This window comes from Arthrobacter sp. Y3221048 (genome assembly GCF_059092685.1).
Window position 1 is genome coordinate 412081 of the sequence record NZ_JBNHHX010000004.1, and the last position, 14561, is coordinate 426641.

13 protein-coding genes are annotated in these 14561 nt (G+C 68.4%); 10 read left to right on the top strand and 3 right to left on the bottom strand.

What is annotated here, in order from left to right; all coding sequences use genetic code 11:
* Nucleotides 1-235: 235 nt before the first annotated feature.
* The gene (guaB1, locus tag AC5RVS_RS14385) at nt 236-1690 is read right to left on the bottom strand and encodes a GMP reductase (protein ID WP_494108639.1); all 1455 of its coding nucleotides are present in this window, start codon (nt 1688-1690) and stop codon (nt 236-238) included.
* A 397-nt stretch (nt 1691-2087) separates the two neighbouring features.
* On the opposite strand from guaB1, the gene AC5RVS_RS14390 reads away from it, so the two are divergent.
* The 5 genes from AC5RVS_RS14390 to AC5RVS_RS14410 all read left to right on the top strand — a co-directional run bounded on the left by AC5RVS_RS14390 (nt 2088) and on the right by AC5RVS_RS14410 (nt 8365).
* Nucleotides 2088-5897: a multifunctional oxoglutarate decarboxylase/oxoglutarate dehydrogenase thiamine pyrophosphate-binding subunit/dihydrolipoyllysine-residue succinyltransferase subunit gene (locus AC5RVS_RS14390; RefSeq protein ID WP_493989217.1), complete on the top strand. Its 3810-nt coding sequence runs from the start codon at nt 2088-2090 to the stop codon at nt 5895-5897.
* Nucleotides 5898-5982: 85 nt separating this feature from the next.
* A complete protein-coding gene (locus AC5RVS_RS14395; protein ID WP_493989216.1) occupies nt 5983-6582 on the top strand; it encodes a GDSL-type esterase/lipase family protein in 600 nt (199 codons plus the stop codon).
* 197 nt (nt 6583-6779) lie between these two features.
* Nucleotides 6780-7604, top strand: coding sequence for a DUF4097 family beta strand repeat-containing protein (locus AC5RVS_RS14400; RefSeq protein WP_494108640.1), 825 nt, complete (start codon nt 6780-6782; stop codon nt 7602-7604).
* A complete protein-coding gene (locus AC5RVS_RS14405) occupies nt 7604-8200 on the top strand; it encodes a PadR family transcriptional regulator (protein WP_493989214.1) in 597 nt (198 codons plus the stop codon). Before AC5RVS_RS14400 ends, AC5RVS_RS14405 begins: the two co-directional genes overlap by 1 nt.
* Nucleotides 8201-8290: 90 nt before the next feature.
* Entirely contained in the window at nt 8291-8365 is a 75-nt protein-coding gene (locus AC5RVS_RS14410) for a 50S ribosomal protein bL37 (RefSeq protein WP_369299106.1), read from the top strand.
* 127 nt (nt 8366-8492) lie between these two features.
* Here AC5RVS_RS14410 and rsrA read toward each other — a convergent pair whose 3' ends face one another.
* Nucleotides 8493-8756, bottom strand: coding sequence for a mycothiol system anti-sigma-R factor (gene rsrA / locus AC5RVS_RS14415; RefSeq protein ID WP_493989213.1), 264 nt, complete (start codon nt 8754-8756; stop codon nt 8493-8495).
* On the bottom strand, nt 8753-9457 hold the full coding sequence (locus tag AC5RVS_RS14420) for a sigma-70 family RNA polymerase sigma factor (protein WP_493989212.1): 705 nt from the start codon (nt 9455-9457) through the stop codon (nt 8753-8755). The genes rsrA and AC5RVS_RS14420 overlap by 4 nt, the downstream gene beginning before the upstream one ends.
* A 327-nt stretch (nt 9458-9784) precedes the next feature.
* On the opposite strand from AC5RVS_RS14420, the gene AC5RVS_RS14425 reads away from it, so the two are divergent.
* The 5 genes from AC5RVS_RS14425 (at nt 9785) to AC5RVS_RS14445 (ending at nt 14539) form a co-directional block, all read left to right on the top strand.
* A complete protein-coding gene (locus AC5RVS_RS14425) occupies nt 9785-10366 on the top strand; it encodes a DoxX family protein (protein WP_493989211.1) in 582 nt (193 codons plus the stop codon).
* Nucleotides 10367-10371: 5 nt separating this feature from the next.
* Complete coding sequence (gene aroA / locus AC5RVS_RS14430; protein ID WP_494108641.1) at nt 10372-11697, top strand: 3-phosphoshikimate 1-carboxyvinyltransferase; 1326 nt, start codon at nt 10372-10374, stop codon at nt 11695-11697.
* Nucleotides 11698-11699: 2 nt separating this feature from the next.
* Nucleotides 11700-12803, top strand: coding sequence for a ribosome small subunit-dependent GTPase A (gene rsgA / locus AC5RVS_RS14435; protein ID WP_493989209.1), 1104 nt, complete (start codon nt 11700-11702; stop codon nt 12801-12803).
* A 67-nt stretch (nt 12804-12870) separates the two neighbouring features.
* Nucleotides 12871-13755: a histidinol-phosphatase gene (gene hisN / locus AC5RVS_RS14440; RefSeq protein ID WP_494108642.1), complete on the top strand. Its 885-nt coding sequence runs from the start codon at nt 12871-12873 to the stop codon at nt 13753-13755.
* Between the two features lie 25 nt (nt 13756-13780).
* Nucleotides 13781-14539 carry a class I SAM-dependent methyltransferase gene (locus AC5RVS_RS14445; RefSeq protein WP_494108643.1) on the top strand — a complete coding sequence of 253 codons (759 nt, stop codon included), beginning with the start codon at nt 13781-13783 and terminating at the stop codon, nt 14537-14539.
* Nucleotides 14540-14561 lie beyond the last annotated feature (22 nt).

Below are 14561 nucleotides of genomic sequence, written 5' to 3' on the forward strand. Positions count from 1 at the left end.
CGCCCGCTTGGGCTGCCTGTGCTCCCGCGGTCTGGCATGCTGCCTGCCCTGCGGGGCGCGTCACGGACCGGCTCCTAGAATAGCTGTCCATTATGGGCTATAGCGTAGCAGGCAGGCTTACGCAGCGGGCAGTCCCCGGTGGCCGTTCTGCCGCCGGCGTACCGGCGCGCCGCGCGACAGCCACCCTCTTCCGCCGGTGCGGGCGGGGCGCAGGCGGCACCGGCTGCAAGCACCCCTACCAGCTCTCCGGCAGAGGCCGGCCTTCCTCATAGCCGGCGGCCGACTGCACTCCCACAATGGCACGTTCGCGGAACTGCACCAGGTTCTGTGCTCCGGCGTAGGTCAGCGAGCTGCGCAGGCCGGCGGTGATCTCGTCCAGGAGGTCCTCGACGCCGGGGCGCAGCGGGTCGAGGTACATCTTCGAGGACGAAATCCCTTCTTCGAAGAGCGCCTTGCGCGCCCGCTCAAAGGCGTCCTCCCGCCGGGTCCGGTTCTGCACGGCGCGGGCGGACGCCATGCCGAAGCTCTCTTTGTATTTGCGGCCGTTGCTGTCCGTGAGCAGGTCTCCGGGGCTCTCATGCGTCCCGGCGAACCAGGAGCCGATCATCACCTGGCTGGCGCCGGCCGCCAGCGCCAGGGCGACATCCCGCGGATAGCGGACCCCTCCGTCGGCCCATACGTGGGCACCGAGCTCCCGGGCCGCCTCCGCGCATTCCTGCACGGCGGAGAACTGGGGCCGGCCCACGGCCGTCATCATGCGGGTGGTGCACATGGCCCCCGGCCCCACGCCGACCTTGACGATGTCCGCGCCGGCTTCCACCAGGTCGCGCACGCCGTCGGCGCTGACCACGTTGCCGGCGACCACCGGAACCTGCGGATCCAGGCTGCGTACTGCTTCGAGGGCGTCGAACATCTTGCGCTGGTGGCCATGGGCTGTATCAACCACCAGGACGTCCACGCCGGCCTGCAGCAGCGCCTCGGCCTTGGCGCGGACGTCGCCATTAATCCCGACGGCGGCGGCGACCTTCAGCCGGCCCTGCGGATCCAGCGCGGGGGTGTAGATGGTCGAGCGCAAGGCGCCGGCGCGGGTGAGCGCGCCGACCAGCACGCCGTCGTCGTCCACGACCGGCGCAAAGGATGCCGAGGCCGAGTCGAACAGGTCGAAGGCCTGCCGCAGCGCGGTGTCCGCCCCGGCGTTGAACATGGAGGCATCCAGCAGCAGCGGGTGGGCAGCCATCACCGACTCCAGCGACGCGTAGCGGTCCACGCCCTCACAGTCCTCGGCGCGCACCACGCCCACGCACTTGCCGGCGTCGTCCACCACCGCAACCGCACCGTGCGCGCGTTTGTCCATCAGGTGCACGGCATCGATCACGGTGTTGCCCGCGGCAAGCTCCAACGGCGTGTCGAAAACGACGTGGCGGTCCTTGATCCAACCGGTGACCTCGGCCAGGACGTTCAGCGGGACGTCCTGCGGAAGCACGGCCAACCCGCCGCGCCGCGCCATCGTCTCAGCCATGCGACGGCCGCTCACGGCGGTCATGTTCGCCACGACCAGGGGAATCGTGCTCCCGGTGCCGTCGCCGGCCGAGAGGTCAACATCCAGCCTCGACGTGATATCCGAGCGCGACGGCACCAGGAAAACGTCCGAGTAGGTCAAGTCGGTCATCGGCTCGTTGATCAGGCGCATGGCTGCTCTCTTTCCTCGTCGCCGTGCAGGCCGGGGCGGCCAGGTGGCGCGGCGGTCGGTCAGGTGGGTGGGGCTGCGGGTCGGTGGCCGGATCCGTTCTGTCCGTGCGCTGGCGGCGCTGCACAGCGGAGGGCGGCCCGGCCGCCTGAAAATCTCCTGCTCCCCTGAGAGTCTAGGGCCACCGCGCCGCGGAACGAATCGGCACGAAGTTCGCCCGCTTAAACGCTAAAGATTAGCCTGCGTTGCGAAAGTGTCATTAGACTGGCTACTGGTCCAGATCTAGTGCGCGGCAGATGCGTACTCGCATTTCCGCTGCTGGCCGGGAGGTTCGGAAGGCAGCCAAGGAAGCGTGTGATCTGCAGGGCAAGCGGCAATTCACGGAAGAGGCGTATCACAAGTGCCAGAGCATCCCAACCTTCGTCTACCCGAAGAATTCGGCGGTAACGAATGGCTCGTTGACGAAATCTACGAGCAGTACCTCCAAGACAAGAATTCCGTGGACAAGAAATGGTGGAGCATCTTCGAGGCGGCCAACGGCGGCGACGGCAACTCGAACGACACTGCAGCTTCCTCGGCCGGCACCGCCGCGCCGTCCCGCCCCACCACGGCAAATGCCGCACCCAAGGCCTCGGGCGAGAGCACGGCCACGGAGCAGGCAGGACCCACACCGATTCCCGCCGACAATGAGCCTGCTCCCAACACCTCCACGAGCAGCACCGCCGCCCCGGCCAAGCCGGCGGCAAAGGCTGAGCCGGCCGAAAAGGCGGAGGCGAAGCCTGCCCCGATCCCCGCCCAGTTGCCCAAATCCGCGCCTAGCGCACTGGCCGAAGAAGACACCGTTTCCGTGCTGCGTGGCCCGGCCAAGGCCATCGCCACCAACATGGACGCCAGCCTGAGCGTGCCAACCGCGACGACGGTGCGCGCGGTTCCCGCCAAGCTGCTGATCGACAACCGCCTGGTGATCAACTCGAACCTGGCCCGCGCCCGCGGCGGCAAGGTCTCCTTCACCCACCTCATCGGCTACGCCGTGGTCAAGGCGCTGGGCCAGTTCCCCAGCCAGAACGTCCACTACGACGAGATCGACGGCAAGCCCGCCGCTGTCCAGCCGGCCCACGTGAACTTCGGCATCGCGATCGACATGCCCAAGCCGGATGGAACCCGCCTGCTGGTGGTGCCGAACATCAAGCGCGCCGAAACCATGAACTTCTCCGAGTTCTGGCACACCTACGAGGACCTGATCAAGCGGGCCCGCGCCGGGAAGCTCACCGCCGACGACTACGCCGGCACCACGGCTTCGCTGACCAACCCGGGCGGCATCGGCACGGTCCACTCCGTCCCCCGCCTATCCAAGGGCCAGGCCACCATTGTGGGCGTCGGTGCCCTCGAGTACCCCGCCGAGTTCCGCGGCGCCAGCGAACGGACGATCGCCGCGCAAGGCGTCGGCAAGATCATCACGCTTACCTCCACCTACGACCACCGCGTCATCCAGGGCGCCGGCTCGGGCGAGTTCCTGCGCCTGATCGAATCGCTGTTGCTGGGCGAACAGGGCTTCTACGATGAGATCTTCGAAGCACTGCGCATCCCGTACGAGCCGGTCCGCTGGCGGCCGGACAACCAGGTGGACGTCGACCTGCAGATCAACAAGGTGGCCCGCATCCAGCAACTGGTGCACGCCTACCGCGTCCGCGGCCACCTGATGGCGGACACCAACCCGCTGGAGTACGTCCAGCGCAAGCACCCGGACCTGGACATCAACACCTACGGGCTGACGCTGTGGGACCTGGACCGCGAGTGGGTTACCGGCGGATTCGGCGGCGCGGACCGCCTGAAGCTGCGCGACATCCTGGGCGTGCTGCGCGATGCCTACTGCCGCACCACCGGCATCGAGTACATGCACATCCAGGATCCGGCCGAGCGCGAATGGTTCCAGAACGAGCTGGAGCGCCCCTATGCCAAGCCCAGCCGCGAAGAGCAGCTGCGCATCCTGGGCAAGCTCAACGCCGCCGAGGCGTTCGAGACCTTCCTGCAGACCAAGTTCGTGGGCCAGAAGCGCTTCTCGCTGGAGGGCGGCGAATCCCTGATCCCGCTCCTGGATGCAGTGATTTCCGACGCCGCCGACGACGGCCTGGACGAAGTGGCCATCGGCATGGCACACCGCGGCCGGCTGAACGTGCTCACCAACATCGCCGGCAAGACCTACGCACAGGTCTTCCGCGAGTTCGAGGGCACCCAGGACCCGCGCAGCGTCCAAGGCTCCGGCGACGTGAAGTACCACCTGGGCACGGAAGGGAAATTCACCTCCGACAACGGCAACGAGACCAAGGTCTACCTTGCCGCCAACCCCTCCCATCTGGAGGCCGTCGACCCGGTGCTCGAGGGCATCGCCCGCGCCAAGCAGGACCGCCTGAACAGGGGCGACGAGTTCCCGGTGCTGCCGGTCATGATCCACGGCGACGCCGCCTTCGCCGGCCAGGGCGTGGTGGCCGAAACCCTGAACCTGTCGCAGCTGCGCGGCTACCGCACGGGCGGCACCGTGCACATCGTGGTCAACAACCAGGTCGGTTTCACCACCTCGCCGCATGCCTCGCGGTCCTCGGTGTACTCCACCGACGTGGCGAAGATGATCCAAGCCCCGGTCTTCCATGTGAACGGCGACGACCCCGAGGCCGTGGTCCGCGTGGGACAGTTGGCCTACGAGTACCGCCAGCGCTTCCACAAGGACGTCATCATCGACATGGTCTGCTACCGCCGTCGCGGCCACAACGAGGGTGACGATCCCTCGATGACGCAGCCGATGATGTACAACCTCATCGAGGCCAAGCGTTCCACCCGCAAGCTGTACACGGAGGCCCTGGTGGGCCGTGGCGACATCACCCAGGACGAAGCCGACCAGGCCCTGCGCGACTACCAGGAACGGCTGGAGCGCGTCTTCGCCGAGACCCATGCGGCGCAGACGTCGCCGATCCCGGTGATCACCAAGGACTCCGAGGCTGTGTCCGACCTGGAGCGCCCGCTCTCGCAGCAGACCGAGGACAGGGCCAACGTGCCGGCCGGCACCGCCGTCTCCGCCGAAGTGATGGCGAGGATCGGCAAGGCGCACGTGGAAGTACCGGAAGGCTTCTCCGTCCATCCGAAGCTTAAGGCGCTGTTGGAGCGCCGCGAGCAGATGTCCCGCGAGGGCAACATCGACTGGGGCTTCGGCGAACTCGCGGCCTTCGGCTCGCTGCTGATGGAAGGGGTGCCGGTACGCCTGGCCGGTCAGGACTCCCGCCGCGGCACCTTTGTGCAGCGCCATGCGGTCTTCCACGACCGCGTTACGGGCCAAGAGTGGGCCCCGCTGAGCCACCTGTCCGACGACCAGGCCAAGCTGTGGATCTACGATTCGCTGCTGTCCGAGTACGCGGCCATGGGCTTCGAATACGGCTACTCGGTCGAGCGCCCGGACGCACTGGTGCTGTGGGAGGCCCAGTTCGGCGACTTCGTCAACGGCGCCCAGACCGTGATCGACGAGTTCCTCTCCTCGGCCGAGCAGAAGTGGGGCCAGCGGTCGTCGCTGGTGCTGCTGCTGCCGCACGGCTACGAAGGCCAGGGCCCGGACCACTCGTCGGCCCGGATCGAGCGCTTCCTGCAGATGTGCGCCGAGGACAACATGATCGTGGCCAATCCGACCACCCCGGCCTCGCACTTCCACCTGCTGCGCCGCCAGGCCTACAGCCGGCCGCGCAAGCCGCTGATCATCTTCACGCCGAAGCAACTGCTGCGGCTGAAGGCCGCCGCGGCCAAGGTGGAGGACTTCACCAGCGGCACGTTCCAGCCGGTCATCGGGGACGTTCAGGACCTGAACGGCCAGGACGTCGACCGGGTGGTGCTGGTCTCCGGCCGGCTCTACTACGACCTGCTGGCTGCGCGCCAGAAGAACTCCGACACCAAGACCGCGCTGATCCGCGTGGAGCAGCTCTACCCGCTGCCGGTCGAAGAGATCAAGGCGGAACTGGCCAAGTACCCGAACGCGGACATCGTCTGGGCGCAGGACGAACCTGCCAACCAGGGCCCGTGGCCCTTCATGGGCCTGTACCTGCCCGAGGCCCTGGACCGTCCGCTGCGCCTGGTGTCCCGCCCGGCATCCGCTGCCACCTCCACCGGCTCGGCCAAGCGCCACGCCGCGGAGCAGGATGTTCTGGTCACGAAGGCCTTTGAACGCCGCTAAGTAAGATGGTGGGCGGGGTGCCGCAGGGCGCCCCGCCCACTTTCGTTTAAGCCCGCTTCCAATCCGTCGAACCAGAAAGCTACCCGTGGAGCAACGCAGAATCAGGATCGCCGCCGTGGGTGATCAACTGCTGGCCGGTGTGGGCGACCCGCGCGCCCTCGGCTGGCTCGGCCGCACCTTGGCCCGGACCAACCCGGATCCAGCCACCCTGGAGTCCTTCGTGCTGGCCTCGCCCAACGAAGGAACCGAGGAACTGGCCGGCCGCTGGCTGCAGGAAGCAGGCCGGCGTTTCGATGACGGCTTCGAAAACCGGCTCGTCATTGGGCTGTCCGGCCGCGACCTCGAGCTCGGACTGTCCACAGCCCGCAGCCGGCTCAACCTGGCGAACATCCTCGACGGCGCGGCGCAGCTGAGCGTCAAGGTTTTCGTCGTGGGTCCGCCGCCGGGACTGGACCCCGACCGCAACATCCAGCTGGCCGAGCTGTCGACCGCCTTCGGCGATGTCACCACGCGGCGCAAGCACGTCTTCGTCGACACCTTCACGCCGTTGCTGAACCACGAGCAGTGGCGCACCGACCTGGCCAGCAACGGCGGAGGCCCCGGCCAAGCGGGCTACGGGCTGCTGGCCTGGCTGGTGCTGCACCGCGGTTGGTACCCCTGGCTGGACCTGCCCGAACCCTTCTAGCGGCGCGCAAGGGCACGCGAGTGCCGCACAGGGCTGATACACCGCGACGGCGGGACCGGAGGATGCTCCGGTTCCGCCGTTGCAGTTAAGGACGTGCGTGCTCCCCCTTGCGGGCACGAGATACGCGATATATCGTGTCCTGCAACACGAGATATATCGCGTTTGGGGCGGTGTATCGCCACAGGCAGGACAGGGCCATGAACGAGACCTGGAGCATCGACGGTCCCCGGACGATCGACGTCGACAATGTCCGCTCCCTGAGGGCATCCATCGTCAAGGGGCGCCTGGATATCATCGTCCATGACGAGCCGACGGTCCGCGTGGAGGTCTCCGAGGTCAGCGGGACGCCCCTGGAAATGACCCTGCGCAACGGCACGCTGGACATCAGCCACGGCAGGGCCGGCGACGGTCCGCTGGGTTTCCTCGCCCGGCACGTCAACCTGGTGCTTCCCGGAGCCCGGGACGAAGCAGTCATCAGTATTGGCGTTCCCCGGGACCTGCCGGCCAAGGCCGCCACTGTCAGTGGCGACGGCCTGGTGTGCGGTACGGCGGCCGGGGCGGATGTCAGCACGGTCTCCGGATCCATGATGGCGGACGACACCGCCGGAATGCTCACCGTCAATACGGTCAGCGGCGACATCATCGTCCGCCGGCACAGCGGGAACCTGGTGGCCAAGAGCGTCTCCGGCGAAATCACCGCCTCCGGCTTCCTGGACCACGTCCGGGCCAGCACGGTCAGCGGGGACCTGGGTTTTGATTTGCACGGCGCCCCGGAGGACCTGGCCGTCAATTCCGTCTCCGGCGACGTCACGGTGCGCGTCCCGGACGAATGCGGCGTGGAAGTGGCTGCTTCGTCGGCCACCGGCAGCATCACGGTGAACGACCAGAAGTTTTTCGGCCTCTCCGAGAAGGTGAAAACCCGGATAGGACCCGAAGGCCGCGGGCTCACCATCCGGTCCACCACGGTTTCGGGCACCTTGGCGGTCTTTCACCGGGACAATGCCGGAAGCCAGGTCGGCTGATGGCCCCGGTCTTCGCCCACGGCGCCTTGCGGCTCTATCTGCTCGCGCTGGTGGCGGAAGGCGACAAGCATGGTTACGACATCATCCGCGCCCTCAGCGACCGGTTCGGCGGCACCTACTCCCCCAGCGCGGGCACCGTCTATCCCAGGCTGGCCAAACTCGAGGACGAAGGGCTGGTCGCCACCTCGTCCGATGGGCGGCGCACGGTATACAGCATCACCGCTGCCGGGCGGGCGGAACTGGCTGCCCGCCGGGAAGAATTGGCCGGCGTCGAAGCCGACATCTCCGCATCGGTGCGGCGCCTGGCGGACGAACTGCGGGAGGAACTGCGCAGTTCGATGAAAGGACTGCGGGCCGACCTCGCCGCCTCGGCCGAGGCCGCCCGCACCAACGCCAGGAAGTCCCCGCGGGCAGCCGAGGCCGCCGGACAGCGCACGGTCAAGGAACTGGAACACCTGCTCAACGACTTCCGCGACGACGTGAGGGTGCACCTGCGCCGGCGCATGGCGGCCGGCACCGTGGACGAAGTCGCCGTGCAGACCATCAGGACCGTGCTGGAGCAGGCCAGGGCCTCTATCACCGCGGCCCTGCGCTGACCTCGCCGGGGCCCTCCTCCGGTTAGGAGGTGGGGCGGGCATATGACAGACTGGTGCGCAGTTCTTTTTCACCCAGCAAAGGAGGCAGCCATGAGCAAGCGAGCACGCAAGCGCCGTGACCGTAAGCGCGGCGGCGCAAACCACGGCAAGCGCCCCAACACCTAAGCAGTCGGACAACAGCCCGCGCGGCTGAAGCTGCTGCAAGAAGAACCCCCGCGCCCAATCGGGCCGCGGGGGTTCTTTCGTTGTGCCCGGCACGTTCCCTGCAGGATGAGCGCCGCCGGCAGGCCCGTTACACGGTGTCGGCTTCCCTGATGTGGCTGATCCTGTCCAGGATCCGTTCCTTCAGCGTCTGGGGCGCGTGCTCCTGGCAGGAGCGCTTCACCACCGAGCGGATCAGGCACTCCAGGTTGTGTTCTTCGGCGCATTCGGGACAACTGTCGAGATGCGCCTTGATTTCCGCTAGGTCATCGCGGGAGAGTGCGCCGTCGACGTACTCGTAGATCCGCTGCATCCGGTCGTCTTCGCAGTCGCCCAGTCCGTGGCAGTCGCTCATTTACCGTTCTCCTGTTGTGTCCCCACCGCCGCCGCGGCGTTTTTCTTGTCCTTGGTGCCTGACATGCCACGTTCGTGCGCATAATCTGCGAGCAGTTCACGCAGCAACTTGCGTCCCCGGTGCAGGCGGGACATCACGGTGCCGATGGGCGTGTTCATGATTTCCGATATTTCCTTGTACGCGAAGCCCTCCACGTCCGAAAAGTAGACGGCCAGCCGGAATTCCTCCGGGATAGCTTGGAGGGCGTTCTTCACGTCCGAATCCGGCAGGTGGTCCAGTGCCTCCGCTTCCGCCGACCGGAGCCCGGAGGACGTGTGCGCGGCAGCCTGGAACATCTGCCAGTCCTCTACCTGGTCCGTGTTGGACTGTTGCGGCTCGCGCTGCCGCTTCCGGTAGAGGTTGATGTACGTATTGGTCAGGATCCGGTACAGCCAGGCCTTCAAATTGGTGCCCGGCTTGTACTGGTGGAAGGCCGAAAACGCCTTGGTATAGGCCTCCTGCACCAAGTCCTCGGCGTCGCTGGGATTGCGTGCCATCCGCATCGCTGCCGAATAGAGCTGGTCCACATACTGCATGGCGTCGCGTTCGAACCGGGCACGGCGCTGGTCGGCGGTTTCCGTCTGGACGTCGACCTCGTCCGGCTCCCCCGTTGTGGCGGGGATAACGCGGTCCTGGGTGGCGTCCGAATTCTCAGTCGTCATTGGCTCCCAGTCTACGCTGAGCCGCACAGACGCCGGGGCGGACGCTGCGCCCGCAACCGGACCTGCAGGGCCCCGTTCGGCAAGCGCTGTAGCCACAGGATCTCCCTCCGTTCCGACACCTCGTCGGCCGGAGACAATGCACCGGCCTTCCTCCCATGGGTAACCGCCGATGCCCCGCAACTATTCCCCGCCGACCCCGACAAACGCCCCTGCAAGGTGTGCAGTGGCAACAAAAGTGCCAGACTAGTGTCCAGTGCCACCTTCCCGGGGCCTGGCTCCGGGAAAGGCGCAGATCCTTCGACGCACGCTGACAGCCAGGAGGCTTCCATGTCAATCGTCCGCCTTGCCGCCCGCCCGCTGCTGGCCACAAGCTTTGTAGCCACCGGCATAGACCGTCTGCGCCACACCGACGAAACGGCGGTGTCCCTGCGGCCGCTGGTCCAGCAGACGGAATCCGTCCTTCCCGCGGCTGGCGCCCTGGCCGGGCAGGAGAAGCTGATGGCCCGCGCTATCGGCGCGGCCCAGGTGGGAGCAGGTGTGCTCTTGGGCATGGGCAAGTTCTCGCGGCTCGCGGCTGCCGTACTGGCCGGCACCACAGCCCTCAATACCGTGGTGGATTACCGCGCCGCCGATTCCGCAACGCCGGAAGCCAGGCGCACCCGCCGCAACCACCTGTTGAAGAATCTGTCCTTGATCGGGGCGGTCCTGCTCGCCGCCGTGGATACCAATGGCCGGCCCGGCCTGGTGTGGCGGGCCGAGCATCTTGCCGCTGACGCCCGGCGCAACGTCCGCTCCATCGGAAAAGACGCCCGCCGCAATGCCGGTTCGATCGGCCATGACGCACGGAAGCAGCTGAAGAAGGCCGAGCGCGCGGTGCGCGAAGCCACGACGGACGTGGTGGCATCCTGAACGTAATGCCCCACGCTGCCAACCACTGGCCCGCCCCCTTCGCGGAGCGGCCGATCGATGCAACAGTAGAGGTTCCGGCCTCCAAGTCCCTCACCAACCGTTACCTGGTTCTCGCCGCGCTGGCCGACGGCCCCTCCCGGCTACGCTCCCCGCTGCACTCGCGGGACACCGTTCTGATGGTGGAGGCGCTGCGGTCCTTGGGAGCCGGCATCACCGAGACCGAGGGCGATGGCAGGTTCGGCCCGGATCTGTTGGTGGACCCGATCGACCCGTCGCGTCCGCTGGGCGCTGCCGCCATCGACTGCGGACTGGCCGGCACGGTCATGCGGTTCGTGCCGCCGCTGGCGGCGCTGTGCAGCGGAGCAGTGGAGTTCGACGGCGACCCGGCGGCGCGGCGCCGGCCCATGTCCCCCACCATCGATGCACTGCGCCAGCTGGGCGTGGCGGTGGATGATGGCGGACACGGCAGCCTGCCGTTCCGCATCACCGGCAGCGGTGAAGTGGCCGGAGGCCACCTGGCGATCGATGCCAGCGCCTCCTCGCAATTCGTCTCCGCCCTCCTGCTGGTTGGTCCCCGTTTCCGCGACGGACTGCACCTCGAGCACACCGGCGATCGCGTGCCCAGCCTGGACCACATCTCGATGACGGTCCAGCTGCTGCGGGACCTGGGCGTGAGCGTCGACGACTCCACCCCCAACCACTGGGTGGTCTCCCCGGGCCCGATCCGTGCCTTCGACACCCGGATCGAGCAGGATCTTTCCAACGCCGGCCCGTTCCTGGCCGCGGCCCTGGCCACGCGCGGCCGGGTCAGGATCCCCAACTGGCCCACCGCGACCACCCAAGTGGGCGACGCCTGGCGGGACATCCTGCCGCGGCTCGGCGCCACCGTCACGCTGCAGGGCGGCACCTTGACCGTCACCGGCGGCGCGTCGATCACCGGCGCCGACCTCGCCGACACCAGCGAGCTGGCGCCGACCGCGGCAGCGCTGTGTGCGTTGGCCGACGGCGAGTCCCGCCTGAGCGGCATTGCCCACCTGCGTGGCCATGAGACGGACCGTTTGGCCGCCTTGGTGGCGGAAATCAACCGGCTGGGCGGTGACGCCGAGGAGACGGACGACGGTTTGCTGATCCGGCCAAGGCCGCTGCACGGCGGCCTGTTCCACTCCTACGAGGACCACCGCATGGCTACCGCGGGCGCGATCCTCGGCCTGGCCGTGCGCGGCGTGGAGGTCGAGGACATCGAAACCACGGCGAAGACCATGCCCGAATTCCCGCAGCTGTGGCAGGACATGTTCACCGTTGCTCCGGCCGCCTCGGCCACCGAGGGCTGACGGTGTCGCGCAGCACCGGCAGCTGGGACGAATCGGATGTGCGCATCCGCCCGAACAAGCGCGGCTCCCGTCCGCGCACCAAGGACCGCCCGGCCCACGAGGATGCAGAGCTCGGGCGGATTGTTACCGTTGACCGCGGCCGCTACACCGCCGTCGTCGATGAAGACACTCCCCGCGAGCGCATCGTCGTCGCCGCCCGGGCCCGCGAGCTGCGCCGCACCCCGGTGGTCACCGGAGACTTCGTGGCCCTGGTCGGCGATGTTTCCGGCGAACCCGACAGCCTCGCCCGGCTGGTCCGGGTGGAGGAACGGCGCACCCTGCTGCGCCGCAGCGCTGACGACACCGACCCGGTTGAACGCGCGGTGGTGGCCAATGCCGACCAGCTGGTCATCGTGGTGGCCGCGGCGAACCCCGAACCCCGCACCGGGTTCATCGACCGGGCGCTGGTGGCCGCGTACGACGCCGGGATCCGCCCGCTGTTGTGCGTCACCAAGGCTGACCTGAAGGATCCCGCCGAGCTGCTGTCCAATTACGAGCACCTGGAGCTGCCGGTCATCGTCAGCCGCACCGCGGCCGCCGACGCTCACGGCGTGGACACCGCCTCCGACGAGGGCCTGTCGGCGCGGCTCGATACCGAGGCCGTGGCCCAGCTGCGCGGTTATCTCGATGGCAAGGTCACCGTCACCCTCGGCCACTCGGGCGTCGGCAAGTCCACCATGGTCAACGCGCTCACCGGTGCTCAGCGCGCCACCGGCGGAGTCAACGCCGTCACCGGGCGCGGCAGGCACACGTCGTCGTCGGCCCTGGCACTGAAGGTCCAGGACTCGCCGGCCGGCACCTGGATCATCGACACCCCGGGCATCCGTTCCTTTGGGCTTGCCTACGTGGACCCCGACCGGATCCTGTCCGCCTTCCCGGACCTGGAGCCGGGCACCGCCGACTGTCCGCGCGGCTGCAAACACGACGCGGCCGCCATCGGCTGCGGGCTGGGCCCCTACGTCGCGGACGGCGGGGCCGGCGACGCGGGGGCGGCGAGGCTCGCGTCGCTGCGCCGCCTGCTGGGGGCCGAAGAGCGCCCCGAGGCCAAGGAACTCGGCACCGTCTGAGGCCTCCTGCCCGGCTGGAGGCTCCGCCTCCCGCGTCCGCACTTCACTTACCGATAGGTTGAAACCTATGACCCACGCTTCGCAAAGCTACAACGACGATCTGCGCCTGGCCCACGTGATGGCCGACTCCGTGGATGCGCAGACCATGGCCCGCTTCAAGGCCCTCGACCTGAAGGTGGAGACCAAACCGGACCTGACTCCGGTCACGGACGCCGACCGTGCGGCCGAAGAAGCAATCCGCGGGCAGCTCTCCCGCTCCCGGCCGCGCGACGCCGTGCTCGGCGAAGAATTCGGCAGCAGCGGCCACGGCGCCCGCCGCTGGATCATCGACCCGATTGACGGCACCAAGAACTTTGTCCGGGGCGTGCCGGTCTGGGCCACGCTGATCGCGTTGGTGGACGAGGGGCAGCCGGTCGTCGGCCTGGTCAGCGCGCCGGCACTGGGCAAGCGCTGGTGGGCCGCCAAGGGAACCGGCGCCTACACGGGACGCTCGCTGGCCACCGCGGCCCGGCTCCAGGTTTCCGCCGTGGACCGGCTGGAGGACGCGTCGCTGTCCTACTCCAGCCTGGGCGGCTGGAAGGAACGCGGGAACCTGGACGACTTCCTTGGCCTGACCGAATCCGTCTGGCGCACCCGCGCTTTCGGAGACTTCTGGTCCTACTGCCTGGTGGCCGAAGGCGCCGTGGACATCGCCTGCGAACCGGAACTGAACCTCTACGACATGGCGGCCCTGGTGCCGATCGTGACCGAAGCCGGCGGGCGGTTCAGCTCGCTGGAGGGCGAAGACGGCCCGTTCGGCGGCAACGCGCTGGCCACCAACGGCCTGCTCCACGCGGAGGCCCTGCACCGCCTGAACCCCGAACTGCGCGGACAGCGTCCCGCCGGGTCGGCCGCGGCGGCGTACGGCGACGAAGCGGCCGGCAGCGTCGAAGCTGCCGGCGAGGGCCGGTAGCGCGCCGCCGCACGAGGAGCACCACGTGGCACACAGCGGCCCCCGCATGGACGACGAGCAGCGGCGCGCCTACGCCGGCACCTTCCAGCAGGGCGGCGAACACTACGACCGCATCCGCCCCGGCTACCCCGACGACGCCGTCGACTGGCTGCTGCCGGCCGGCGCCCGGGACGCCGCCGACGTTGGAGCCGGCACCGGAAAGTACACCGCCGCCCTGGCCGCCCGCGGGTTGCGGGTGGTTGCGGTGGATCCCTCGGCGGACATGCTCGCGCAGCTGGAGCGCAACCTTCCGGGCGTGACCACCGTGGTGGGGACCGCCGAGGAAACCGGCCTCCCCGACGCAGGCCTGGACGTGGTGACCGTGGCCCAGGCCTGGCACTGGACCGATCCGCTGCGGGCGAGCACGGAAGCCGCCCGCATCCTCAAGCCCGGCGGGACCTTGGGATTGGTGTGGAACCAGTTGGATACCGGCGTGCCGTGGGTGCACCGCCTCTCGCGCATCATGCATGCCGGCGACGTGCTCAAGCCCGATTTCCGCCCCCGCGTCGGCCCGGAGTTCGGCACGCTGGAAGGGCATGAAACCCGGTGGCGGGACCCCCTCAGCACCGGCGACGTGATGGAGCTGGTCAAGACCCGCAGCTACTACCTGCGCGCAAACGAGGCCACCCGGGCGAAAGTCCTGGGCAACCTCGACTGGTACCTCCACGACCATCTGGGCCACTCCCCCGGGGACCTGATCGACCTGCCCTACCTGACCCACAGCTGGCGGGCGAGAAAAATCTGATCCGGTCCCGGACAATTCCCCT